We start from the raw sequence: 22,238 nt of genomic DNA on the forward strand, positions 1-22,238 counted from the left end.
CGCTCTGCCCGTGCGCACGACCTATAGTGCTGCGGCGCGGGATCTCTTGTGAAGTAAAAAGACTTTTTTTTCCCGTTGTCTCGGCGCGGGCAGTGCCGCAGGCACTGCGCCACGGACAAACGTTTTTTGGTTCTTTTTTTCAAAAAAGAACAACTTTTTTTTCTGATCAAATCGGCAGCGAAATCCGCGCCCGCAGCCCGCCTTGGGGGCTGGTATCGAGTGAGATATCGCCGCCATGGGCGCGGGCGATGTCGCGGGCGATGGTGAGGCCGAGGCCGGTGCCACCGGCGGCGCCGCTTTCGAACGGGCGGAAGACGCTCTCGCGCCGCTCGGGTGGGATGCCGGGGCCATCGTCATCGACGGCGATGGCGGCGATGCGGCTGCTCGGGGTGCTCAGGGTGACGGTGACGTGGCGGGCGTGGCGGCGGGCATTGTCGATCAGGTTGGTGATCGCGCGGCGCATGGCGTCGGGCCGCAGTGGCAGCGTCAAGGTCGGCGGGGTGATCAGCGTGATCGCAGCGCCGGCGCGGCGGGTGCTCGCGGCAATGTCCTCGAGCATCGCCGCGAGATCGGTCGGCTGCGCCTGCTCGGTGCCTTCGCCGCGGGCGAAGGCGAGATAGCCGCCGATCATGCGATCCATTTCCTCGACATCGGTGGTCATTTCGGCGATGTCCTGGCCGAGGGCGGCGCCGGCCGGCAGCATGGCGAGCGCGAGGCGGAGCCGGGTCAGCGGCGTGCGCAGATCATGCGAGACGCCGGCGAGCATTTCGGTGCGCTGGGCGAGAAAGCGGCGGATGCGCTCTTGCATGCGGTTGAAGGCCGCCGCCGCCTGGCGCACCTCGGCGGCGCCTTCGGGCTTGATCGGCCCGACATCGCGCCCCATGCCGAAGGCCTCCGCGGCGCGCGCGAGGCGGCGGATGGCGCGCACCTGATTGCGCATGAACAGTGCCGCGATGGAAAACAGCAAAATCGCCGAGCCCACCAGCCAGAGCACGAAAAGATAGATGGTGCTGGTGTAAAGCCGCTTGCGCGGGGCCTCGACCTCGAGCACGCCATCCCAGAACTGCACCTCGACCAGCACCGATTGCGGATCGGACGTCCAGTCCATGCGGAAGGGGAGGCCGATTTTTTCGCGCAAGGCTTCGGCGAGATCGTCATCCATCGGCCCCGGGATGTTGCGGCTCTTGTTGGTGGTGAGCCGGGCGCCAGGGTGGATGCGCATGGCGAATTCGAATTCCGTGCGCGCTTCGTCCAGAATCCATTGCCGCTCCGCGGGGTCGGGGGTGCGGCGGAGGAGATCGAGGGTGAAGCCGATCTCGCCGGCTACCGCGCCGGCGAAGCGGCGGGAGATCAGCTCGAGGTGGTTGCCGTAAAAAATCTGCAGCGCCACCACCTGAACGAGCACGAGCGGCAACAGAATGATGAGAAGGCTACGCCCGAGCAGGGAACGGGGCAGGACGCGCTTGAGGAAACGGCCGGGAAACCGGGTCGCGAAACGCATGTCACGGCCCGGGTTTCAGCACATAGCCGCGGCCGCGCACGGTATGGAGAAAGCGCGGCTCACGCGGGTCGGCCTCGATCTTGCGCCGCAGCCGCGTTACCTGGACGTCGATCGCGCGTTCGCTGGTATCGTCCATGGCGAGGGCGGCGGCGATTTCTTCCCGTGACAGGACGGCGCCGGGACGTTGGGCGAGGGCGGTGAGGAGGGCGAGTTCGCCGCCAGTGAGGCGCCGGATCCCGTCGGGGCCGCGCAATTCGCCACGTTCGGGATCGAAAACGGCGCTGCCGAGGGGCACCGGCCCCGGTGGCGGCGCGGGCGCCGCGGCGCGGCGAAGGATGGCGCGAATCCGGAGCACCAGCTCATCGGGGGCGAAGGGCTTGGGCAGATAATCATCGGCGCCGGCCTCGAAGCCGGCGATACGGTCCTCCGGCGCGCCGCGGGCAGTGAGGAGAAGCACCGGAACCGTGAGCCCCTCCTTCCGCAAGCGGGTGATCAACGCGATCCCCGACTCGCCCGGCATCATGATATCGAGCACGATCAGATCGGGCTGCATGAAGCGCAAGCGGTCGCGCGCTTCGGCGGCGGTTTCGGCAACGGTGACACGAAAGCCGCGCTCGCTCAAGAATCGTGACAGGAGCGCGCGCAGCCGAACATCGTCATCGACGATCAGGATGTGATTATCCTCGCTCACCCCAGCTCGCCTCCCCTCAAGGCTTGCCCGCGCCCGCATCCTCGCGCGCCGCTTCCGCCCGCGCGCTGCGCCCGGAAACCGCTTTGCCGCGCGTTATATAGTTCCGCGCCGTCTCGTTCATGATGCCGCGCAGCACCCGGCGGAAGCCCTCCACCGCGGCGCTGCCGGCTTCACGATAGGCGGCGACCAGGCGCTCGCGCTGGCGTTCAAACAGGCTGCGCTCGAGGGCACTGCCCTGCTCGGTGAGGAACAAGAGCCTCTGGCGGCGGTCACTATGGCCGGCTTCCTGGCGCACATAGCCGCCGGCGATCAGCGGCGTCAGCACGCGGGCCAGACTTTGTTTGGTGATTTGCAGGATCGCCAGCAGATCGCCGACGCTGATCCCGGGGTTGCGGCCGATGAAAAGCAGGGCGCGATGATGGGCGCGGCCGAGATTGAGTTCGGCGAGGATCGCATCCGCCGCGGCGGTGATGTCGCGATAGGCGAAGAACAGCATCTCCTGCGTCACCCGGATCTGCTCCTCGCGCAGGAACAAGAGATCGGCACCGGCGCCTGGCCTCGGATCCGAGGGCGCGGCGGCGGCCGGCTTGGCCTCGGCGAATGTGCTCAACGGATCTGGCATGAGCGGCGTTCCTGTGATGACGGCGGGCGGCGCGGCCCGACCTCCGGGCGCTGACCACCCAGGCGGCACTATGGCATTTTCCGCCGATGAAGGCGAACCCTGGCCGGGCGGCACGGCTTTCGCGCCCCGCGCGCCATTGCTATACCCGGATTTCTGGCAGAGTGTGGCGGCGAGTGCCCGCCTTGCTGTCGCGGCGTTTGAGGGATGGGGACAATGAATTTCAAGGCTGACCGGGCGACACTCCTCAAGGCGCTCGCCCATGTCCAGAGCGTGGTCGAAAAGCGCAATACGCTGCCTATTCTCGCCAATGTCCTGATCGTTGCGCGCGAGGGTAGGCTTTCGCTGACCGCGACCGACATGGAGATCGCGGTCGTCCAGGAGGTTGCGGCGACGGTCTTGCAGGATGGCGCCGCGACCGCGCCGGCGGCGACGCTTTACGAAATCGTCCGTAAGCTCCCCGACGGGCTCGAGGTCGAAATCAGCCATCCCGGCGGCGAGACCGCGCTGCAGCTCCGCGCCGGGCGTTTCGCGACCAGCCTCAATGCCCTCCCCGTCGAGGATTTCCCGGCGATGACGGCGGGCAGTCTCGCGCATCGTTTCGCGCTGTCGGCCGGGGTCTTGCGGGCGATGATCGATCGCTCGCGGTTTGCGATCAGCACCGAGGAAACCCGCTATTACCTGAACGGCATTTATCTGCACGCGACCGAGAGCGAGGGGGCGCCGGTGTTGCGCGCGGTCGCAACCGACGGCCATCGCCTCGCCCGCGTCGAGGAGCCGCTGCCGGCGGGGGCCGAGGGGATGCCAGGCGTCATCGTGCCGCGTAAGACCGTCGCGGAACTCCGCAAGCTGATCGAGGAGACCAGCGATCAGGTGACGGTAGCCCTTTCCGATACCCGCATTCAATTCACCCTCGGCCCGGTGATGCTGACCAGCAAGCTGATCGATGGCACCTTCCCCGAATATGATCGCGTCATCCCGCGCGGCAACGACAAGGTGCTGCGTGTCGTGAAAAAGGATTTCGCCGAGGCGGTCGCGCGTGTCGCAGCGATCTCGCTCGAGCGGACGCGGCCGGTGAAGCTCTCGCTCGCGCGCGATCTGCTGGTGCTGTCTGCCGCCAATCCCGAGCACGGCACGGCGACCGAGGAACTCGATGGCACCCGCGTCCATTACGATAGCGGGCCGCTCGAAATCGGCTTTCAGGCGCGTTATATCACCGACATCACCGACCAGATCGAGGGCGAGGTGGAATTTCTCCTCGCCGATGGCGGCGCGCCGACGATCGTCCGCGATGCCAGTGACGCGAGCGCGCTTTACGTGCTGATGCCGATGCGGGTGTGATATCGCGGGGCCCGAAAAGGGCTGGATGTTGCCCGTCAGCGGCGTCGGTCTGCGGCTGACCCGCCTCGCGCTCAGTGATTTCCGCAATTATGCCCATCTCGTCTGGCATCCGGAGGGGATGGCGGGGGCCCGCATCGCGGCGATTTTCGGCCCCAATGGCGGCGGCAAGACCAATCTTCTGGAAGCGATTTCGCTGCTCGGCGCGGGGCGTGGTTTGCGCCGGGCGCGCCGCGCCGATCTCGCCCGCCGCGAGGGCGCGGGCGGCTTCGCGGTCGCCGGGCGCTTTGTCGGGAGCGAGGGCGAGTTTTCCGTCGCAACCGGCGTTCCGGCGCCCGAAACCCCGACCGCCGAGCCGCGGCGGGTTTTTCGCCTCGATGGCGCGGCGCCGCAAAGCCAGGGCGACATTGCCGCCCGTGTCGCCCTGGCCTGGCTCACCCCGCCGATGGAGCGCTTGTTTCAGGAGACGGCGGGCGGCCGGCGGCGCTTTCTCGATCGGCTGGTCGCCGCCCTCGAGGCGGCGCATGGCGGTGAACTCGCCGCCCATGAACGAGCGCTCGCGGCGCGCATGCGCCTCCTGCGCACGCACGGCGCCGATCCCGCCTGGCTCGCTGCGATCGAGGACGCGATCGCCCGCCACGCGGTTGCTGTCACCGCCGCGCGCGCCGCTGTCCTGCGGCGGCTGAACCAGGCCTTGGCGAGCGTGACCCCGGCGGGCTTTCCGCCGGCGCGCGCCGATCTTTTGTGCCCGATCGCCGCGCGGCTCGCGCAATCGCCGGCGCTCGCGGTCGAAGAGTGGCTGCGCGCGCGGTTGCGCGAGGGGCGCAGCGCCGATCGGGCGAGCGGGCAGAATGGGGTTGGCGCCCATCGCGCCGATTTCGCTCTGCATGATGCCGCCCGCGACCTGCCGGCAGCGCAAGCCAGCACCGGCGAGCAGAAGGCGTTGCTGATCGGCGTCATCCTCGGCCACGCCGCCCTGGTCGCGCGGGTGCGCGGCTTCGCGCCTATCCTGTTGCTTGACGAGCCGATGGTGCATCTCGATGCCTGGCGCCGCGCAGCACTGGTCGCGGCGTTGGCGGCACTTCCGGCGCAAATTATTCTAACCGGGACCGATCGCGAGCCGTTCTTGCCGCTCGCGGATGCTGCGACCGGCTGGCATTGCGGCGGCGGCGGGCTGATCGCCGATCCCGGCTTCCTGCCCGCTGCCGACGCCAGGGGTGCTGCCGCGCCACTGCCGCTCTGAGGCCGCCCGCCGCCGCCCTTTTTCAACCGCCTCTGGGTTTTATACGCCCGCCGGTCTATAAAGACGGCCGTATCATCCGATTTTTCTGGAGAATTTTGCCGGCATGACCAAACCCGCCGCGTCCCTGCCTGAAGCCGAGCTTTATGACGCTTCCTCGATTTCGGTGCTCCGGGGGCTGGAGGCCGTGCGCAAGCGCCCGGGCATGTATATCGGCGATACCGATGATGGTTCCGGCCTGCATCACACCGCCTCCGAAATCATCGACAACGCCATGGACGAGGCCCAAGCCGGCTTTGCCCATGCGGTGCGGGTGACGCTGAACGGCGACGGCAGCCTTACCGTCCGCGATGACGGCCGCGGCATCCCGATCGACATCCATCCCGAGGAAGGCATCTCGGCGGCCGAGGTGGTGCTGACGCGGCTCCATGCCGGCGGCAAGTTCAACCAGAACTCCTATAAGGTCTCAGGCGGGCTGCATGGCGTCGGCGCCGCCGTTGTCAATGCGCTTTCGGAATGGATGGAGGTCCGCATTTGGCGTGACGGGCGCGAATATTTCATCCGCTTTCGCCGTGGCGAGGCGGAGGCGCCGCTCGCTGAAGTTGGCCCGTCGGATGCGCCGACCGGGACCGAGGTCACCTATAAGCCGGACCCCGAGGTCTTCACCAAGACCGAGTTCGATTACGCGCTGCTCGAGCGGCGTCTGCGCGAACTCGCCTTTCTCAATTCCGGGATCGCGATCGAATTGCACGACGAACGCCATTCGCCGCCGCAAACCACGCGCTTTCATTACGATGGCGGCCTTAATGCTTTCGTCACCTGGCTCGATCGCGCCAAGGCCCCGGTATTCACGCCGCCGATCAGCCATCACGCGAATGACGGCGCGCATGGCATCAAGGTCGAATTCGCGCTCTCCTGGAACGATAGTTTCCATGAGACCATGCTCTGTTTCACGAACAACATTCCCCAGCGCGATGGTGGCACCCATCTCGCTGGATTTCGCGCCGCACTCACTCGGGTCGTCACCAAATACGCCGAATCGATGGGCAAGAAAGACAATCTCGCGCTGGTCGGCGAGGATATGCGCGAAGGGTTGACGGCGGTGCTTTCGGTCAAGGTGCCGGACCCGAAATTCTCCTCCCAGACCAAGGACAAGCTGGTCAGCTCCGAGGTCCAGCCGGTGGTGCAAGCGGTGGCCACGGAGGCGATCGCGCATTGGTTCGAGACGCATCCGAAAGAAGCGCGCGGCATCATCCAGAAGGTGATGGACGCGGCGGCGGCGCGCGAGGCGGCGCGCAAGGCACGCGATCTGACCCGACGCAAGGGCGTGCTCGACGTCTCGACGCTGCCCGGGAAGCTCGCCGATTGCCAGGAGCGCGATCCCGCGAAAGCGGAGATCTTCATCGTCGAGGGTGATAGCGCGGGCGGCTCGGCCAAGCAGGGGCGCGATCGCAAATATCAGGCGATCCTGCCGCTCAAAGGTAAAATCCTCAATGTCGAGCGCGCGCGTTTCGATCGCATGCTGTCCTCGGCGGAAGTGGGGACGCTGATCACCGCGCTCGGCACCGGCATCGGGCGCAGCGATCCCGACCAGGGCGGCTTCGATATCAACCGGCTGCGCTATCATCGCATCATCATCATGACCGACGCCGATGTCGACGGTTCGCATATCCGCACGCTTTTGCTCACGTTTTTCTTCCGCCAGATGCCGGAGCTGATCGCGCGTGGCCATCTCTATATCGCCCAGCCGCCGCTCTATCGCGCGAAACGCGGCAATGACGAGCGCTATCTGAAGGATGACGCGGCCCTCGAACAGTTTCTCGTCGGCAAGGCGCTCGCCGAAGCGCGACTGACTTATGCCGACGGCCGGGTGTTCAGGGATGCGGAACTGGCGGAGGAAACGGCGTTTCTTCGCGAGGCGAGTCACCGATTGGCCCGCCTCGCTGAGGCGACGGCGCCGGTTGCGTTCCTTGAACAAGCGGCGATCGCCGGCGTCCTTTCCCCTGAAGCCGTCCATGATGCTGCGCGGGCGCAGGATTTTGCCGCCCGTCTTGATGCGGTCTCGCTTGCCAACGAGCGCGGCTGGGTGGTCGCGCCCGATAGCGACGGTCTGGTGTTTGGTCGCACCGTGCGTGGTGTCACCGAACGCTATCGCCTCGATGCGACGGCGCTCAAAAGCGCCGAGGCGCGTTGGCTCGCCGCGCGCGCTGCGCGTCTTTTCGGCGGTTTCGCGGCGCCGGCGCGGCTCGATCTCGAAAAGGAAGGCGGCACAGTCTTTGGCCCCCACAGTGCCTTCGAGCGTATTTTGGCGGAGGGGCGGCGCGGGCTTTCGATCCAGCGTTTCAAGGGGCTGGGCGAGATGAATCCCGAGCAATTGTGGAAAACCACCCTCGATCCCGCGACGCGGACGCTGTTGCAGGTGCGGATCAGCAGCGATGAGGAAGCGGCCGAGGTGTTCAGCACGCTGATGGGCGATGTCGTCGAGCCGCGACGCGATTTCATCGTCGGCAATGCGCTGAGGGTCGCCAATCTCGACGTCTAGAGCGGAGCCAAAACAATGAAAAACAAAAAGCACTCATCATCCCTCTCCATCTTCGCCCTCTCGTGGCATCGCCTCCTGCGTGGCGCCACGGGACAAAAGTTTTTTGGTTCTTTTTTTCAAAAAAGAACGATCTTACTATCCTTTTCCCTTATTCTCCTTAACCATCTTTCCCTCATGACATCGCCCGCGCGCGCCGAGGGGCTGGCGTTTGTGATCGATTCCGGGGCGGCGGCGATCAGCCTCGTCGATGTCACGACATTGCAGGAAGTCCGACGCGTTCCAGTGCTGCGCGAGCCGCATCACATGGCGCTTAGCCCCGATCATCGCTTTCTCCTGATCGGCGACACGGTCGGCAATCAGTTGATCTTTTGCGATCCCATCAGCGGCGAGATCGTGCGGCGCGTCGCGATGCCCGATCCCTATCAGCTTCAATTCAGCCCCGACGGCAAGACGCTGGTGGTGACGGAGCTGGCGCGCAACCGTGTCGATATTTATGACGCTGAAAGCTATCATTTGCGCTTTCGTCTCGCGCTCGCGTCACTCCCGAGCCACATCAATTTCTCACCCGATTCGAAAGCTGTGTTCGTGAGCCTCCAGCAATCGAACCGGCTGGTGGCGATCGCGCTCGCGAGCGGTGATGTGCGTTGGAATGTCGATATCGGTGATACGCCGGCTGGGGTGCTTTGGCTCAATGGGCGGGTGCTGGTTGCGGTGATGGGCGGCAATGGCCTTGCTGTCGTCGATCCCGCGACAGGCGCGATCGAGCGCCACGTCATGACCGGGCGGGGCGCGCATAATCTCTTTCTCTCGCCCGACGGTAAAACGCTTTACGTCACCAACCGCGTCGATAGCACGATCGCCGTGCTCGACGCCAAAACCCTGGTGGTGGCGCGCGAGATCGCACTTCCCGGCGGGCCGGATGATCTCGATTTCGCGCCCGATGGCACGCTCTGGGTGACGCGGCGCTTTGCCCATAGTGTTGCCGTGCTCGATCCCGACAGCGGCAAATATGCAATCATCGAGGTCGGGCGTTCGCCGCATGGCATTTGGCTTAACACGCACGATCATCTGCCGCGGGCCGTCGCTGCGCGTGAGACGCAGCCGTGAGCGACCCGCTCGACACCGTCGCGGGATGGATCGCGGAGAACGTGGCGATCCCGCTGCTTTGGCATCTTCATCTCATGCAATGGGAAGATCTTGCCTATGGATGGGCGCTTTTCGCCATCTACGGCGCGGTGCAGGTTCTTCTGATGTATCTGATTTGCCTCCCGCTCGAGCGGTTTTATCCGATCGAACACTGGCCCGATCATCGCGTGGAATGGACGGACATGTTCTATACCGTTCTTGCTCGCGTTGGCATTTTGCCGCTTTTCACCTTCGTTCTGTTTTTTCGTGTCCAGGCCGCGTTTTCCGGCATGCTCGCCGATCATGGTGTGGTTGCGCCGACGCTCGAGGGCGTGTTCCCGGCGCTTTATGGCCACCCAGTGGTGACTTTCCTCCTCTATGCCCTCATTCTCGATTTCGCCGATTACTGGCGTCATCGGCTGTCGCATCGCTTTCGCTGGTGGTACGCTCTGCATGCGCTTCATCACGCGCAGCGGCAGATGACCTTTTGGTCGGATGATCGCAATCATCTGCTCGATGATCTCGTCGCTGCGCTGTGGTTTGGGGTGATCGCGCTTGCGATCGGGGTTGCGCCGCTGCAATTTCCGGTGCTGGTTCTGGTGCTCCGTTTTCTCGAAAGCCTCTCGCACGCCAACACCAGGCTGTCGTTCGGCTGGCTTGGCGATCGGCTGCTGATTTCACCGATTTTCCATCGCACCCATCATGCCATCCGCGCCGCGGGCACGAAAAGCTGCAATTACGGCGCGGTGTTCCCGTTCTGGGACATGATGTTCGGGACCGCGGATTTCAGCCGCGCGCCCGGACCGACCGGCGATCCGAAGGCGCCGGAAGCGCTCGCCTCCGGCTCCTATCTCGCGCAGCAATGGGCGGGCCTACGCGGCTTGCTTCGCGCCCTCACCATCATGGAACAGTCCCGATGAGCTATGCCTTACCCACGCTGCTGGTGCTTTCGCTTGCGCTCGTCGCCGGTTGCACGGGCCCACAGGAAGTGGTGCATTACAGCTGCACCCACGGCATGCGCCTCGATGTCACCTATGAAGAGGCGACGCAGATCGCGCGTGTTCATGACATGATCGGCCAGGTGCGCGTCCTTTCGGAGACTTCCGCCGATGCCACCGGCACCATTTATGGCGACTCGGCAGTGCAACTCATCCGCAACAATGACGGCACCGTCGTCTATGCCGCGCGCGACAGCCATCATGACAGTGTCACCTGCGCGCCGCCGAAGCTGAGCGCGGCCTTGGTGTCAGCGTTCGAGTAATCCGGCGCCGCGCTTCGGTCAGCCTATCCGCCAGCCCTCCAGCGGCAAGCTCGGATCGCTGGTGAGGGCGAGGGCGTGGCCGGTGCGGCGGGTGAAATCCTCGCTGGCAACGCGATCAGCCGCGAGTGCCGCGGCCACCGCCGGGGATGCGATCAGGCGCGGCCTGTGCCCCGGCGCCTCGTTGATCGCGGCGAGCAGCGCCCGCAGCGCGGCCAAACCCGCGGCATGCGGGCCGCGCAACAGCTCATGGAGTGGCGGGCGGACACGCGGGCGGAGGATTTCAGCGAAACCGAGTGACGTGAAGCCGAGCAAGCGCGGTTTCAGTGGATCCTCGGCGAGGGCAGCGGCGAGCAGGGGCGCGAGGCTCGCCCGGCTGCGCGCTTTCATTCCGGCGAAATCAACGAGAATGGCGCCCGCGAGGTTGCGCAGACGCATTTGCCGCGCCAGCGCCGGCACCAGGGCGCGGTTCAGCGCCGCTTGGACGGTTTGTTTCTCGCCCCGCCCGGCGGTTGCCGCGCCGGCATCGAGATCGATCGCGGTCAAGGCGGGTGTCGGGCAAAAATGCGCCCGCACGCCATTGGCCAGCGTCACGACCGGCTCGGCCAGCGCTGCCACCTGCTCCTCGAGGGCGGCATCGAAAGCCGTCGCGACCCGCGTGATACGTACCCCAAAAGCGCCCCTGAGAGCGGCGGCGAGAGCCGGGTCATCGGTCACAATCGGTGCGTCCGGATAACGCTGCGCGAGTTCGGCAAGCGGACTCGGGCCGGGCTGCCAGAGCCCGACGCGGGTGAGCCCGGCCGGCGCTGGGTCGAGCCGCGCGAGACGCGGCCCCTTGCCGCCTTGCGCCGCGCGCGTGATCCGCACCGCGATCAGAGCGCCGGCCTCGAGCCCGGCGCCGCCGGCGGTATCGGGTAAAAACCCCTCCACCCCGGCGGCGAGAGCGACGAACACCCCCGCCATTGTCGAAACCCGCGCGATGACCCGCCCGCCATGCACATCGCCGACCCCATCCGGCGCGCCAGGGCGCCAGAGGGCGTAATCGCGCAAGGCGCCGCCGGCCGCGGTGAGCGCGATGCGCACTTCTCCCGGTGAAGCAGCGGCGCGGAGGCTGAGCGTCACCCGAAACGCCGCCCGCCGAGGCCGCGCAGCAATTGCCGTGTCTCAAACAGCGGCAAACCGACGACGTTGCTGTAGCTTCCCGAAAGAAACCGCACGAAGCCGCCGGCGCGACCCTGAATGGCATAGCCGCCGGCGCACCCCTGCCACTCGCCGCTTTCGATGTAAGCCGCGATCTCGGCGGCATCGAGCCGGGCGAAGGCGACCCGGCTCTCGACCAGGCGCTCACCCCAGCGCCCATCCGGCGCCCGGAGCGCGACCGCCCCGAACACGCGATGCCGCCGGCCCGAAAGCCGCGCAAGCGTCAGCCGCGCCGCCTCGCCGTTGGCGGGTTTGCCGAGGATGCGCCGCCCGGCGACGACGACCGTGTCGGCGGCGAGCACGAAGGCAGCCGGAAACGCCGCCGCGACCACCGCCGCTTTGGCGCGCGCCAGGCGCGCCGCAAGTTGGCGCGGCGATTCGTCGTCACGCGGCGTCTCGTCGAGATCGGCGGGGACGATGCGCGCCGGTGTTACGCCAATCTGGGCGAGCAGCGCCAGCCGCCGCGCACTTTCCGAGGCCAGAATCAGGCCAGTTTCGCTTCCATCGACAGGTTGGTTCATCGGCCGGGCGAGAGAGGCCGGCGAATTATTTGAATCGGAACGTGATCCGCCCCTTGGTGAGGTCATAGGGGGTCATCTCCACGTTCACCCGATCGCCGGCCAGCACGCGGATGCGATTCTTGCGCATCTTGCCGCTGGTATGGGCGAGGATCACGTGATCATTGTCGAGCTTCACCCGAAACATCGCGTTCGGCAGGAGTTCGGTGACCGTCCCGCTGAATTCGATCATATCCTCTTTTGACATCAGGCCTCTGCAAAACTGGCGTTGGCGCGGAAGATGATCTCGCCGGGCGGGAAGGTCAAGCGCTGCCGGCGATGGGTCGTTGCCGCGGCGCAAATTCATGCCATCCTGCGGCGATGCCAGTCCTCCCGACCGCGCCGACGCGCCGCGCCCTGCTCGCCCTCCCGTTTGCTGCTGGCCGATCTGCCGCCGCGATCGCAACGTCGCCCGCCGCGCCGCCGCCGCTCGGCCCGTCTTCGGGCGATGGCCTCCGGATCGATCCCGGGGCGCCGCCGACGCCGTTTCAGGCCAGCATCGCGGGCGAGCATCTCCGCCTTGATTTCGCCGGCCGGCCGACGCCGATTCTGCTCCCTGCCCGACGCGCCCGCCTCATCGTCGTACTGGCGCTGGCCGGGCGGGAAGTATTGCTCGCGGCGTTCGCTGGTGAACCTGACGACCCCGCGGCGCGCGCGCGCGGCCCGCTCGATCTCGTCGCGGTGATTGGCTCGGATGGCGCCCGGCTCGGCATTCTCGGGGTCGAAATGCTGGCCTGGAAGGGCAGCGCCGGGGCGGGGTTCGATACCATGCTCGACGCCCCCGGGCGCGGCACCGTGCTCCGCCTCGCGCGTGTCGCGTCGCCGCCGCAAGCGAGCACCTTGTCTCGCCATCTGATCTGGACCGACTATCTCGCCTGGCGCCAGGGGGGACCGCTCGCCGACGCCGCGCCGCGCCCGCCCCGCCCCGGCACCTGGCAGGCGGCTTTGGCCGCCGTGCGCGCCAAGGTTGCCGCCCGCCTCAACCCCGTCCCGACCAGCCTCACATTGAATTTACTCGCCCCGACCGGCCTCCTCGATCCCGCCGCCGAGATCCCGGCGCGCTCAGGCTAACCGCCGCCAATTTGCCGCGCTGCCGCCCCGCTCGCGCCATAAGGCCGCCGCAATCGGAGGCTTGGATAGACCATGAAGAGTGAAGTCAGGGGTTGTCCGATGCGCCCGCGCTGCTTAGCTAACAGAGTGTTCATTCGGCGTTCAGGTCGAGCCGCCGCGCGTGATGCCGGCCTCTCGTCTCTGATCGGGGCGTTCGCGCCCTTCCGGCCCGCCCGCCGCGCCCCCGTCCGGGGGGTTCGCGGCCGTGATGGGGAACCGGCTCGCCCAGACCGGGCGCGTTTCCCCCTCCCGTCCATCGGTGGGCTGTCTGCGGTCGTGCCCCCTGCGCCTGGCGCGCGCAAGGGGAGGGTCGCGTGAGCGGAGCCATGGCAATGAGAGGGAAAAAAATGAATAGGCTCGTCGTCGTCTCGAACCGTGTGCCGCTCCCGGAAAAAGGGGCGCAGGCAGGCGGGCTCGCGACCGCGTTGCAGCCCTTGCTCGAGCGTGAGGGCGGGGTATGGTTCGGCTGGAGCGGGACGACCGCCGCGAAAGCGGCGGAGCAGCCGGCGCGGATCAGCCATGCCGGCCGCGTCACCTACGCCACTATCGATCTCAGCAAAGCCGAGCATGACGGGTATTACGCCAATTTCGCCAATGGCGTGCTGTGGCCGCTGCTCCACTCGCTCCCCGAGATGATGCGGTTCGACCGTGGCGACGCCGAGACCTATTTCGCGACCAACGCCCGCTTCGCCGACACGCTCGTGCCCCTGCTCCAGGATGAGGATCTGGTCTGGGTGCATGACTATCATTTCCTGCCGCTGCCGGGGCTGCTGCGCGCCCGTGGTGTTGCCAACCCGATCGGTTTCTTCCTCCATATCCCGTTCCCGAGCGCCGAAATCCTCGCGCTCGCCCCGCCGGCGGGGAAATTGGTCGCCGCCCTCCTGCAAGCGGATGTCATCGGCTTTCAGACCAGCGCCGATCTCCGCAATTTCGCGGCCGCCGCGACGACCCTCACCGGCGCCCGCCAGATCGCCGCCGAACGCCTCGAAATCGACGGCCGGCGCGTCCAGCTCGGGGTGTTCCCTGCGGAAATCGACGCCGAGGAGTTTGCCGCCGCTGCTCTCCGCGCCGCGCGCAGCCCGACCGTCGAGCGGCTGCGGCGCAGCCTCGGCGGGCAGTGTCTGATCCTGGGCGTCGATCGGCTCGACCCGACCAAGGGGCTGGTGCAGCGCCTTGCCGGCTATCGCCGCTTCCTGGAGACCGAGGCGACCTGGCACCGGCGGGTGACCTTCCTGCAGATCGCGCCGGTCTCGCGCCAGGATGTCGCGAGCTATCAGGCGCTCCGCGCCGAGCTTTCGCAACTGGCCGGCGAGATCAATAGCGAATGCGGTGATCCCGATTGGTCTCCGCTCCGGCTGATCACCAAAGGCGGGCCACGCGCTACGCTCGCCGGCTATATGCGTGCCGCCCGGGTCGGGCTGGTGACCCCGCTCCGTGACGGCATGAACCTGGTCGCCAAGGAATATGTCGCGGCGCAAGACCCGGAGGATCCCGGTGTCCTTGTTCTCTCGCGCTTTGCTGGGGCGGCGCAGCAGCTCGACGCGGCGCTGCTCGTCAATCCCAACGATCCCGACGCGATCGCCGAGGCGATCGCCCGGGCGCTGGCCATGGATCTCCGCGAGCGCCAGACGCGTTGGCGCGCCATGTGGCAGGTGGTCACCGAAAATTCGCCGCTCGATTGGGGTTTCGGCTTTCTCCGCGCGCTCATGCAAAGCGCCAGCAAGCCGACGGCACAGGTCGCGCCGCCCCACGCCAAGCCGCTTGCTCCGCGTCATGCGCCGGCGCTTCACACGCCCTCGAACGCCATCAACTGAATAGCGGCCGGGCCAGCGCCGCAGCGCCGGCCCGATAGCCCGCCTAGCGCCCGAAAGCGAGCGCGAGACCGGGCTCCGGCCAGGTCATGGTGGCCAACTGGCCGGTGCCGGAGAGGGTGATATAGGCGGTGCGAAGATCGGCGCCGCCGAAGCAGATATTGGTCGGATAGGCTTCCGGCATTTTCATCTGCCGCACCACCGCGCCATCGGGGGCGATTTCGGTGATGTAGCCGGTATTGAGGGTCGCGACCGCGACATTGCCGGACGCCATCACCGCGAGGCTGTCGAAGCGCTGAAAGCCGGGAAGGCCCGCGACCAGCCGCCCGCCATGCGGCGACAACGGGAAACGCACCTTGCGCGCCATCCCGGGGGCTTCGAGGTCGAACGCCCAGAGCCGCGCCGTCTCGGTTTCCGCGACATAGACGGTCTTGCCATCTGGTGAGAGCCCGATCCCATTCGGCGTCAGCACCGGATAAGCGATCTCGGTGATGAAGCTGCCATCGGCGCGGGCGTAATAGACCCCGCCATGATCGCGGTCCTCGGCCCGCACCTTGCCGAGATCGGTGAAATAAAATCCGCCTTCGCGATCGAACACGATGTCGTTCGGCCCGCGCAGGCGGCGCTCGCCGCAGCGGTCATAGAGCATCGTCACCGCACCACTCGCGGGATCGACGCGCTCGATGCGCCCGCCGGTGTAATTTTTGGCTTGCGCCACCGGAAGGGTCAGCCCCTCGCGCTCGACCCATTCGAAGCCGCCATTATTGCAGAGGTAATAGGCCCCGTCCGGCCCGACCGCGAGGCCGTTCGGCCCGCCGCCGGTCTCGGCGATGACCGTGATGCTGCCATCCGGCGCGACGCGGCTCACCGTGCCGCGGGCGATCTCGACCAGCGCCACCGACCCATCGGCGAGCGCGACCGGCCCTTCCGGAAAGCGCAAGCCCCGCGCCATGATCTCGATCTGCTCCATCAGCGTTTTCTCCCCCAGAGTGATAGTCACGAGCGATGATTGATTGACGGGGGAGAGAGTATCCGATTTGTTGGGCGGGGAAAGAGGCGCCACCCACGGCGTCCGCCATTGCAGGGGGAAACACATGAAAATGAACCGGATCACACGCCGCACGCTGCTCGCCGCGAGTGCCGCGCCGCTCGCGGGAAGCCTGATTGCGCAGCACCGCGCCCGCGCCGAGGAGACCTATGTCCTCGGCACATTGTTCCCGATGGCCGGGCCGAATGCCGAATACGGCACGATTTTCACCGCCGGCGCGGCGATGGCGGTCAAACACGTCACCGCCGACAAGATGCTGTCTCGGCCGCTAGTGCTACGCCCCGAGGATAGCGAGGGCACGCCGCAAGGTGGCGCCGTCGGGATGAACAAGCTCGTCAATGTCGATCACGCGCTCTATGTCCTGGTTGGCTTCACCGGGGTTTCCAAGGCGGCGGCGCCGATCGGCACGCGCGCCAAGGTGGTGATGGTCAATGGCGGTGGCGTCGGCCCCGACCTCGCCGGGCTCTCGCCCTACTATTGGAACGTGATCCCGCTGGTGCCTGATGAAATCAAAGTGCTGGTGCCGTTCCTCTTGGCGCATCAGCTTCGTCGCGTCGCTCTCATCTATGTCAACGATCCCTTCGGCAACGGGCTTTACAAGGCATTGAAAACCGATCTCACCGCCGCCGGCGGCGAGATCGTCGCGGCCGATACGATCGCTCCCACCGATCAGCAATTTTCGGCGATCGCGGCACGGATCCGCACGCTCTCGCCAGATGCAGTCTATTTCGCCTCCTACGGTGCACAGCAGGCACAGATCATCAAGCAATTGCGCGATGCCGGCATCGGCCAGCCATTATTGACCTATTCCGGCGCCGCTATTCCCTCGGTGCGCAACCTCGCGGAGGCGGAGGGGTTGATCCTCACCGCGCAAGCCGCCGACTGGACGCTGGATGACCCCATCACCCAGCGTTTCGTCACCGATTGGCGCGCGCAATATGGCAGCGATCCCACCCCTTACCATCAGAATTACTACAACGCGGTGCGGCTGTTCGCGCTGCTTGCGCAACAATTGGAAAAAGCCGGCAAACCGGTGAATGGGGATACGCTGCGCGCCGCACTGCTCGCGACACGCCGCTTCGCGCTGGTCGGCGGCGAGGGGGTGTTCGACGATCTCGGCGATATTTCGATGAAAATCGTCGTCAACACGCTCAAGGGCGGCAAATTGGTGCCGACCGGCTGATCCCGCATGCTGTATGTGCAATTGCTGGTCTCAGGGGTTGAGACCGGTGCGCTCTATGCTTTGACCGCGGCTGGGTTCGCGCTGATCTTTGGCGCAACGCGCATTTTCCATTTTGCCCATGGCGCGACCTATGCCTTGGCCGGCTATGCCTTCGTCTTCGCAAGCCGCCTCGGCCTCGCCTGGCCGCTCGGCGGCCTGTTCGCGCTCCTGGTTGCGATCGGTTTCGGCCTCTTTCTCGAAAGCGCCGTCTATCGCCCGATCCAGCGCCATCACGGCGCCTTCTTCACGGTTTTCGTCGCCGCCTTCGGCGTCGTCATCGTCGTGCAGAGCTTGATCGAACTTTCCTTCGGCCGCGCTTTCGTCGTGATTTCGACGCCGCTGACGCGCGCGCATGAAATTCTCCCGGGGCTCTATATCGCGCGGGTGTTTTGGGTCGCGATCGCGGTCGCGATCGTGCTTTTCGCCTTGCTCGGAAGCTTTCTTGCCCGCGCGCGGACTGGGATCGGGCTTCGGGCATTGTCGGAGAATCCTGACCTCCTGCGCGCATTCGGGCTTTCGGCACGCCGGCTCTCGGCACTTGCCTTCGCGCTCGGCTCGGCGCTCGCGGTACCGGGCGCGGTTTTGGGCGCCGCGACCACCGGCCTTTCGCCGGGCGTCGGCGCGCATGTCATGCTGATCAGCCTGGCCGCCTCGGTCGTCGGCGGCATCGGCAGCTTGCGCGGCGCGGCGCTGGCCGGGCTTTTGCTTGGCATCGTTGAAACCATGGTCGTCGCCTTTCTCGATACGCAATGGAGCGAGGCTGCCGGTTTCGTCGTGCTGTTCGTCTTCATCCTGGTGCGTCCGAGCGGCCTATTCGGCGCGGCGGTGGCGCGATGATCGCCTATCTGCTCAATCTCGCGCAGCTCGCCGCGATCTTCGGCCTGCTCAGCGTGAGCCTCAACATTCTGATCGGCTATGCTGGGATTTTCAGTGTCGCGCACGCGGTATTTTTCGGCCTAGGCGCCTATGCCGGCGCGCATGTCGCGCTCGATCTCGCGCCCGATATCCTGCTTGCCGCGCTCGCTGCGGCCACGATCGCGGGCGCGCTTTCGGCGTTGCTGGCGCTGCCGGCGTTGCGCGTGCGGGGCGAGTATTTCGTCATCGCGAGTCTCGGCCTGCAAATGATGGCAACGACGGTGTTCACCGAGGCAAGCGGCATCACCGGCGGCCTCGGCGGTCTGGTCGGGATTCCGCCAGCCTCGCTTTTTGGCTTTTCGCTCGCCGATCCTTTGGTATTTCTCATCGTCTGCCTTGGCTTTCTGGTTTTTGCGATGGTCGTCGTGCGCAGCCTGATGCGCGGCAGTTTCGGCCGCGCTTTGATGGCGCTGCGTGATTCGGAAAGTGCCGCGGAGGCGCTCGGCAAAAACGTGCCGCTGCTCAAGACGCTTGCGGTGCTGCTCGGCGGCGCCTTTGCCGGCATCGCCGGGGCGCTGTTCGCGTTTCAGGAAGCCTTCGTCAATGTCGAAAGCTTCACCCTCGACCAATCGGTGTTGATCATGGCGATGGTGATCATTGGTGGCGCCGGGACGCTCGCCGGGCCGCTCTTTGGAACCTTGCTCCTGCTCGCCCTTCCTGCCGCGCTGACTTTCATCCCCGGCCTGCCGCCAACCGATATCGGCGCCGTGCAGCAGCTCATTTACGGCCTCGCGATGACCTTGCTGATGATTTTCCGCCCCGCGGGCCTCGCCGGGCGGGCGGGTGGGCGGCGATGAGCGCGCTGCTTGCGGTGCGCGGCCTGACGCGGCGCTTCGGCGGCATCGCCGCGGTGGACGGGGTCGATCTCGATCTCGCGCCCGGGATCATCACCGCCCTGGTCGGCCCCAATGGCGCCGGCAAGACGACCTTGTTCAACCTCATCACCGGCCACCTCGCGCCCGACGCCGGCCATGTCACGCTTTCGGGGCAGGCGATCGGCCGGCGCGCGCCGCACACGATCGCCCGCCTCGGCATCGCGCGGAGCTTTCAGGATCTCCGGCTTTTCACGCGCATGTCGGTTGCGGACAATGTGCTCGCGGCAACCGAGCCGGCCTCCTGGTTCTGGCAGCCGGGCGGCAAGGCGGCGCGGCAAGCGCGGGCGGCGGAGGCGCTGGCGGCGACCGGGCTTTCGGCGCTCGCGCAGGCCGATGCTGCCGATCTCGCCTATGCCGAGCGCAAATTTCTCTCGCTTGCCCGTATCCTCGCGACCGGGGCGCGTATCTGGCTGCTTGATGAACCCGCTTCCGGCCTCGATCCCGCCTCGCGGACGCGGTTTTCGGCGCTGCTCCGTTGCGCCGTCGGCCGAGGCATCACCATCTGCCTCATCGAGCATAATCTCGACATCGTCATCGAACTCGCTGATCGCATCGTCTTTCTCGATCAGGGCCGCAAACTCGCCGAGGGAGCACCGGAGACGATCCTCGCCGATCCGCAGCTCGCCGCGATCTATTTCGGCGAACGGGCATGAGCATGGCGGCAAGCGCGACGCCGGCGCTCGCGGCACGCGGCATCACCGCAGGCTATGGCGGGCGGGCGGTACTCGCGGGCGTTGATCTTGCGCTCGGCGCCGGCGAGGTTCTCTCGCTCATCGGCCATAACGGGGCGGGAAAATCGACGCTGCTCAGGGTGCTGTTTGGCCTTCATCGGGCGACGGCGGGGGAAATCCGGCTCGACGACCGCCCGATCCCTCCCGATCCGGCAGCGATGGCCGCTGCCGGCGTCGCCTTCGTCCCCGAAGGGCGTGGTGTTTTTCCCGGGCTCACGGTCGCCGAGAATTTTACCCTTGCCTTGTGGTCGGCGCGGCTCGAGGGGCGCGAGGCCAAGGCACGGATCGAGGAAGTGCTCGGCGTTCTGCCGGCGATCGCTGGGTTTTATGGCCGCCGTGCCGGCACATTGTCGGGCGGGCAGCAGCAGATGGTCTCGATCGGCCGCGCTCTGCTCTCACGCCCGCGCATTTTGCTCCTCGATGAGCCGTCGATCGGGCTCGCGCCGAAAACCTTTCAGGAATTACTGCGCCCGCTGCGCACTGTGCAACGCGCACGCGGGATGGCCGTGCTGCTCGTCGAACAGAACATCGCCGAGGCCTTCGCCATATCCGATCGCGTCGCGGTGCTCAAATCCGGGCGCATCGTGTTTGCTGGCGTGCCTGCCGATCTCGCCGATCACGCCCGCTTGATGGCGCTGTTCTGAGGAAAGACTTATTTTTCTGAAGAAAAAGAAGCAAAAAGACGTTTGTCCGGTTTTCTCCGAATGGCAGGGCCCCAACGGGCAAAAGTTTTTGGTGCCGCTTTTTTCAAAAAGCGGCCAACTGACCCTTTCAAGCGCGGCCGTAGGTGTCGTCGAAGCGGACGATGTCATCCTCGCCGAGATAGGCGCCGGATTGCACCTCGATCAAAGTGAGCGGGATGCGGCCAGGGTTTTCCAGCCGGTGCTTTGTCCCGAGCGGCAGATAGATGCTCTCATTCTCACGCACCAGGATCTGCTCGTCATCGCGTGTCACCAGCGCGGTGCCGTTCACCACCACCCAGTGCTCGGCGCGGTGAAAATGCTTTTGCAATGACAGTTTGTGACCTGGCGAGACGACGATGCGCTTGACCTGAAAACGGTCGCCATGGATCAGGCTCTCGTAAAATCCCCATGGACGATAACAGCGGTTATGCGCGACCGCTTCCGCTCTGCCGGCGGCGCGCAGCCGATCGACGACTTTTTTGACATCCTGCGCGTGATCGCGATGCAGCGCGAGCACCGCATCCTCGGTCACCACCACCACCGCGTTTTCGAGGCCGACCACGGCAGTCAGCATGCCGTCGCTCCGCACATAGCAATCGCGCGCCGCTTCGAGCAGCACGTCGCCGACCGCGACATTGCCGGAGTCGTCTTTCTCACCCAGTGCCCACAGCGCGCTCCAACTGCCGACGTCCGACCAGCCGAGATCAGCCGGCACCACCGCCGCATACCGGGTGCGTTCGGCCACGGCATAATCGAGGCTGATCGCCGGCGCGCTCGCGAAGGCCTCGGCGTCGAGACGAAGGAAATCGAGATCCGCCCGCCGCCCGGCCACCGCCGCGCGCACCGCCGCCAGCACCGCCGGGGCGTGTTCCGCCATCTCCGCGATCAGGCGCGCGGCGGTGAAAATAAACATGCCAGAATTCCACAAATGCCGGCCCGACGCGACCAGCCGCGCCGCCGTCTCGGCGTCCGGCTTTTCGATGAAGCGGACGAGATCATGGGCGCCAGTGATCCCGGAGAGCGGCGCGCCGACCTCGATATAGCCATAGCCGGTCTCGGGCGCGGTCGGCTTCATGCCGAAGGTCACGATCCGCCCGCCGCGCGCCGCCGCGATCGCGGGTTCCAGCGCCGCCCGCAGTGCCGCGAGGTCGGTGATCGCGGCATCAGCGGCCATCATCCAGAGCACTGCGTCTGGATTTTCCTCGGCCACGAGCAGGGCAGCGGCGGTGATCGCGGGGGCGCTGTTGCGCCCGACCGGCTCCAGCAGGATCCGCGCGGGCGCGCCACCTTCCTTGCGCAATTGCTCGGCGATCAGGAAGCGATGCTCGTGGTTGCAAACCACGATCGGCGGCGCAAAACCGGGGCCAGTGGCGCGGTGGGCCGTGTCTTGCAGCAGCGAGCGGGCGGAAATCAGCGGCCAATATTGCTTCGGATAGCTCTCACGCGAAACCGGCCAAAGCCGCGTCCCCGAGCCGCCGGAAAGGATGACGGGCACGATCGGTTCCAAGGCGATGGCGGCGGCGCTCGATGCAGCGTCATAGTCGGCGGCCATGGGACGGTCCCCTATCTCACGTCACGATTGTACCACGACTCTACCACGACCCCACGATCGCCGCGGCCTTCCCGCGGCGTCGTTCGTCTCTCAGGGGTCTGTTTACCATGGCGAAAAATAGAAAACAAAAGGCTTCTTTTTCTGAAGAAAAAGAAGCAAGAAGACTCTTCTTTGTTCTCTCTGAGTGGCGATTTCCTCGGAGTGGGCGGGGGCTGCCGGC

General features: G+C 66.3%; 21 protein-coding genes. 13 read left to right on the forward strand and 8 right to left on the reverse strand.

What is annotated here, in order from left to right; all coding sequences use genetic code 11:
• Positions 1–166: 166 nt before the first annotated feature.
• Genes ACP5M5_RS09575 through ACP5M5_RS09585 form a run of 3 tightly spaced genes read right to left on the reverse strand, consistent with a single transcriptional unit; the run spans position 167 to position 2,814 of the window.
• Positions 167–1,501 carry an ATP-binding protein gene (locus ACP5M5_RS09575; RefSeq protein ID WP_427936909.1) on the reverse strand — a complete coding sequence of 445 codons (1,335 nt, stop codon included), beginning with the start codon at positions 1,499–1,501 and terminating at the stop codon, positions 167–169.
• 1 nt (position 1,502) lies between these two features.
• A complete protein-coding gene (locus tag ACP5M5_RS09580) occupies positions 1,503–2,231 on the reverse strand; it encodes a response regulator (RefSeq protein ID WP_427936910.1) in 729 nt (242 codons plus the stop codon).
• On the reverse strand, positions 2,209–2,814 hold the full coding sequence (locus ACP5M5_RS09585; RefSeq protein ID WP_427936911.1) for a MarR family winged helix-turn-helix transcriptional regulator: 606 nt from the start codon (positions 2,812–2,814) through the stop codon (positions 2,209–2,211). The genes ACP5M5_RS09580 and ACP5M5_RS09585 overlap by 23 nt, the downstream gene beginning before the upstream one ends.
• 213 nt (positions 2,815–3,027) lie before the next feature.
• Between ACP5M5_RS09585 and dnaN the strand changes: the two genes are divergently transcribed.
• The 6 genes from dnaN (at position 3,028) to ACP5M5_RS09615 (ending at position 10,317) form a co-directional block, all read left to right on the forward strand.
• Positions 3,028–4,152, forward strand: coding sequence for a DNA polymerase III subunit beta (gene dnaN / locus ACP5M5_RS09590; protein WP_427936912.1), 1,125 nt, complete (start codon positions 3,028–3,030; stop codon positions 4,150–4,152).
• 25 nt (positions 4,153–4,177) lie between these two features.
• Positions 4,178–5,392: a DNA replication/repair protein RecF gene (gene recF, locus ACP5M5_RS09595; protein ID WP_427936913.1), complete on the forward strand. Its 1,215-nt coding sequence runs from the start codon at positions 4,178–4,180 to the stop codon at positions 5,390–5,392.
• A gap of 103 nt (positions 5,393–5,495) precedes the next feature.
• Positions 5,496–7,931, forward strand: coding sequence for a DNA topoisomerase (ATP-hydrolyzing) subunit B (gene gyrB, locus ACP5M5_RS09600; protein ID WP_427936914.1), 2,436 nt, complete (start codon positions 5,496–5,498; stop codon positions 7,929–7,931).
• 174 nt (positions 7,932–8,105) lie between these two features.
• Positions 8,106–9,038: a YncE family protein gene (locus ACP5M5_RS09605; RefSeq protein WP_427936915.1), complete on the forward strand. Its 933-nt coding sequence runs from the start codon at positions 8,106–8,108 to the stop codon at positions 9,036–9,038.
• Entirely contained in the window at positions 9,035–9,976 is a 942-nt protein-coding gene (locus ACP5M5_RS09610; protein ID WP_427936916.1) for a sterol desaturase family protein, read from the forward strand. The genes ACP5M5_RS09605 and ACP5M5_RS09610 overlap by 4 nt, the downstream gene beginning before the upstream one ends.
• Positions 9,973–10,317, forward strand: coding sequence for a hypothetical protein (locus tag ACP5M5_RS09615; protein WP_427936918.1), 345 nt, complete (start codon positions 9,973–9,975; stop codon positions 10,315–10,317). Before ACP5M5_RS09610 ends, ACP5M5_RS09615 begins: the two co-directional genes overlap by 4 nt.
• Positions 10,318–10,335: 18 nt before the next feature.
• Here ACP5M5_RS09615 and ACP5M5_RS09620 read toward each other — a convergent pair whose 3' ends face one another.
• The 3 genes from ACP5M5_RS09620 to infA are packed head-to-tail and all read right to left on the reverse strand — an operon-like array spanning position 10,336 to position 12,279.
• Positions 10,336–11,436 carry a ribonuclease E/G gene (locus ACP5M5_RS09620; protein WP_427936919.1) on the reverse strand — a complete coding sequence of 367 codons (1,101 nt, stop codon included), beginning with the start codon at positions 11,434–11,436 and terminating at the stop codon, positions 10,336–10,338.
• Entirely contained in the window at positions 11,433–12,035 is a 603-nt protein-coding gene (locus ACP5M5_RS09625; RefSeq protein ID WP_427936920.1) for a Maf family protein, read from the reverse strand. The genes ACP5M5_RS09620 and ACP5M5_RS09625 overlap by 4 nt, the downstream gene beginning before the upstream one ends.
• Positions 12,036–12,060: 25 nt before the next feature.
• Positions 12,061–12,279, reverse strand: coding sequence for a translation initiation factor IF-1 (infA, locus tag ACP5M5_RS09630; protein WP_150038615.1), 219 nt, complete (start codon positions 12,277–12,279; stop codon positions 12,061–12,063).
• Positions 12,280–12,392: 113 nt separating this feature from the next.
• On the opposite strand from infA, the gene ACP5M5_RS09635 reads away from it, so the two are divergent.
• Both ACP5M5_RS09635 and ACP5M5_RS09640 read left to right on the forward strand, forming a co-directional pair.
• A complete protein-coding gene (locus ACP5M5_RS09635) occupies positions 12,393–13,142 on the forward strand; it encodes a hypothetical protein (protein ID WP_427936921.1) in 750 nt (249 codons plus the stop codon).
• Between the two features lie 386 nt (positions 13,143–13,528).
• Positions 13,529–14,995 carry an alpha,alpha-trehalose-phosphate synthase (UDP-forming) gene (locus ACP5M5_RS09640; protein WP_427936922.1) on the forward strand — a complete coding sequence of 489 codons (1,467 nt, stop codon included), beginning with the start codon at positions 13,529–13,531 and terminating at the stop codon, positions 14,993–14,995.
• Positions 14,996–15,038: 43 nt separating this feature from the next.
• Here ACP5M5_RS09640 and ACP5M5_RS09645 read toward each other — a convergent pair whose 3' ends face one another.
• Positions 15,039–15,962, reverse strand: coding sequence for an SMP-30/gluconolactonase/LRE family protein (locus ACP5M5_RS09645; RefSeq protein WP_427936923.1), 924 nt, complete (start codon positions 15,960–15,962; stop codon positions 15,039–15,041).
• Between the two features lie 130 nt (positions 15,963–16,092).
• Here ACP5M5_RS09645 and ACP5M5_RS09650 point away from each other — a divergent pair, with 130 nt between their 5' ends.
• Genes ACP5M5_RS09650 through ACP5M5_RS09670 form a run of 5 tightly spaced genes read left to right on the forward strand, consistent with a single transcriptional unit; the run spans position 16,093 to position 20,427 of the window.
• Complete coding sequence (locus tag ACP5M5_RS09650; RefSeq protein WP_427936924.1) at positions 16,093–17,223, forward strand: ABC transporter substrate-binding protein; 1,131 nt, start codon at positions 16,093–16,095, stop codon at positions 17,221–17,223.
• Between the two features lie 6 nt (positions 17,224–17,229).
• Positions 17,230–18,099 carry a branched-chain amino acid ABC transporter permease gene (locus tag ACP5M5_RS09655; RefSeq protein WP_114911285.1) on the forward strand — a complete coding sequence of 290 codons (870 nt, stop codon included), beginning with the start codon at positions 17,230–17,232 and terminating at the stop codon, positions 18,097–18,099.
• Positions 18,096–18,974, forward strand: coding sequence for a branched-chain amino acid ABC transporter permease (locus tag ACP5M5_RS09660; RefSeq protein ID WP_427936925.1), 879 nt, complete (start codon positions 18,096–18,098; stop codon positions 18,972–18,974). The genes ACP5M5_RS09655 and ACP5M5_RS09660 overlap by 4 nt, the downstream gene beginning before the upstream one ends.
• Positions 18,971–19,705, forward strand: a complete 735-nt coding sequence (locus ACP5M5_RS09665) for an ABC transporter ATP-binding protein (RefSeq protein WP_427936926.1) — start codon at positions 18,971–18,973, stop codon at positions 19,703–19,705. The genes ACP5M5_RS09660 and ACP5M5_RS09665 overlap by 4 nt, the downstream gene beginning before the upstream one ends.
• Complete coding sequence (locus tag ACP5M5_RS09670) at positions 19,702–20,427, forward strand: ABC transporter ATP-binding protein (protein WP_427936927.1); 726 nt, start codon at positions 19,702–19,704, stop codon at positions 20,425–20,427. The genes ACP5M5_RS09665 and ACP5M5_RS09670 overlap by 4 nt, the downstream gene beginning before the upstream one ends.
• A gap of 127 nt (positions 20,428–20,554) precedes the next feature.
• On the opposite strand, the gene ACP5M5_RS09675 is transcribed toward ACP5M5_RS09670, so the two are convergent.
• The gene (locus tag ACP5M5_RS09675; RefSeq protein ID WP_427936928.1) at positions 20,555–22,018 is read right to left on the reverse strand and encodes a mannose-1-phosphate guanylyltransferase/mannose-6-phosphate isomerase; all 1,464 of its coding nucleotides are present in this window, start codon (positions 22,016–22,018) and stop codon (positions 20,555–20,557) included.
• Positions 22,019–22,238: the final 220 nt, after the last annotated feature.

Origin of the sequence: Acidibrevibacterium sp. (assembly GCF_049965395.1) — a bacterium.
Lineage (GTDB): Bacteria > Pseudomonadota > Alphaproteobacteria > Acetobacterales > Acetobacteraceae > Acidibrevibacterium > Acidibrevibacterium fodinaquatile.

Bases quoted from the DNA above. Each gene is read 5' to 3' on its own strand.
- ACP5M5_RS09645 (WP_427936923.1), bottom strand. From the start codon at position 15,962: ATGGAGCAGATCGAGATCATGGCGCGGGGCTTGCGCTTTCCGGAAGGG.
- ACP5M5_RS09635 (WP_427936921.1), top strand. From the start codon at position 12,393: ATGCCAGTCCTCCCGACCGCGCCGACGCGCCGCGCCCTGCTCGCCCTC.
- ACP5M5_RS09655 (WP_114911285.1), top strand. From the start codon at position 17,230: ATGCTGTATGTGCAATTGCTGGTCTCAGGGGTTGAGACCGGTGCGCTC.
- recF (WP_427936913.1), top strand. From the start codon at position 4,178: ATGTTGCCCGTCAGCGGCGTCGGTCTGCGGCTGACCCGCCTCGCGCTC.
- ACP5M5_RS09675 (WP_427936928.1), bottom strand. From the start codon at position 22,018: ATGGCCGCCGACTATGACGCTGCATCGAGCGCCGCCGCCATCGCCTTG.
- gyrB (WP_427936914.1), top strand. From the start codon at position 5,496: ATGACCAAACCCGCCGCGTCCCTGCCTGAAGCCGAGCTTTATGACGCT.
- infA (WP_150038615.1), bottom strand. From the start codon at position 12,279: ATGTCAAAAGAGGATATGATCGAATTCAGCGGGACGGTCACCGAACTC.
- ACP5M5_RS09660 (WP_427936925.1), top strand. From the start codon at position 18,096: ATGATCGCCTATCTGCTCAATCTCGCGCAGCTCGCCGCGATCTTCGGC.
- ACP5M5_RS09615 (WP_427936918.1), top strand. From the start codon at position 9,973: ATGAGCTATGCCTTACCCACGCTGCTGGTGCTTTCGCTTGCGCTCGTC.
- ACP5M5_RS09665 (WP_427936926.1), top strand. From the start codon at position 18,971: ATGAGCGCGCTGCTTGCGGTGCGCGGCCTGACGCGGCGCTTCGGCGGC.
- ACP5M5_RS09585 (WP_427936911.1), bottom strand. From the start codon at position 2,814: ATGCCAGATCCGTTGAGCACATTCGCCGAGGCCAAGCCGGCCGCCGCC.
- ACP5M5_RS09640 (WP_427936922.1), top strand. From the start codon at position 13,529: ATGAATAGGCTCGTCGTCGTCTCGAACCGTGTGCCGCTCCCGGAAAAA.
- ACP5M5_RS09580 (WP_427936910.1), bottom strand. From the start codon at position 2,231: ATGCGGGCGCGGGCAAGCCTTGAGGGGAGGCGAGCTGGGGTGAGCGAG.
- ACP5M5_RS09625 (WP_427936920.1), bottom strand. From the start codon at position 12,035: ATGAACCAACCTGTCGATGGAAGCGAAACTGGCCTGATTCTGGCCTCG.
- ACP5M5_RS09650 (WP_427936924.1), top strand. From the start codon at position 16,093: ATGAACCGGATCACACGCCGCACGCTGCTCGCCGCGAGTGCCGCGCCG.
- ACP5M5_RS09575 (WP_427936909.1), bottom strand. From the start codon at position 1,501: ATGCGTTTCGCGACCCGGTTTCCCGGCCGTTTCCTCAAGCGCGTCCTG.
- ACP5M5_RS09605 (WP_427936915.1), top strand. From the start codon at position 8,106: ATGACATCGCCCGCGCGCGCCGAGGGGCTGGCGTTTGTGATCGATTCC.
- dnaN (WP_427936912.1), top strand. From the start codon at position 3,028: ATGAATTTCAAGGCTGACCGGGCGACACTCCTCAAGGCGCTCGCCCAT.
- ACP5M5_RS09670 (WP_427936927.1), top strand. From the start codon at position 19,702: ATGAGCATGGCGGCAAGCGCGACGCCGGCGCTCGCGGCACGCGGCATC.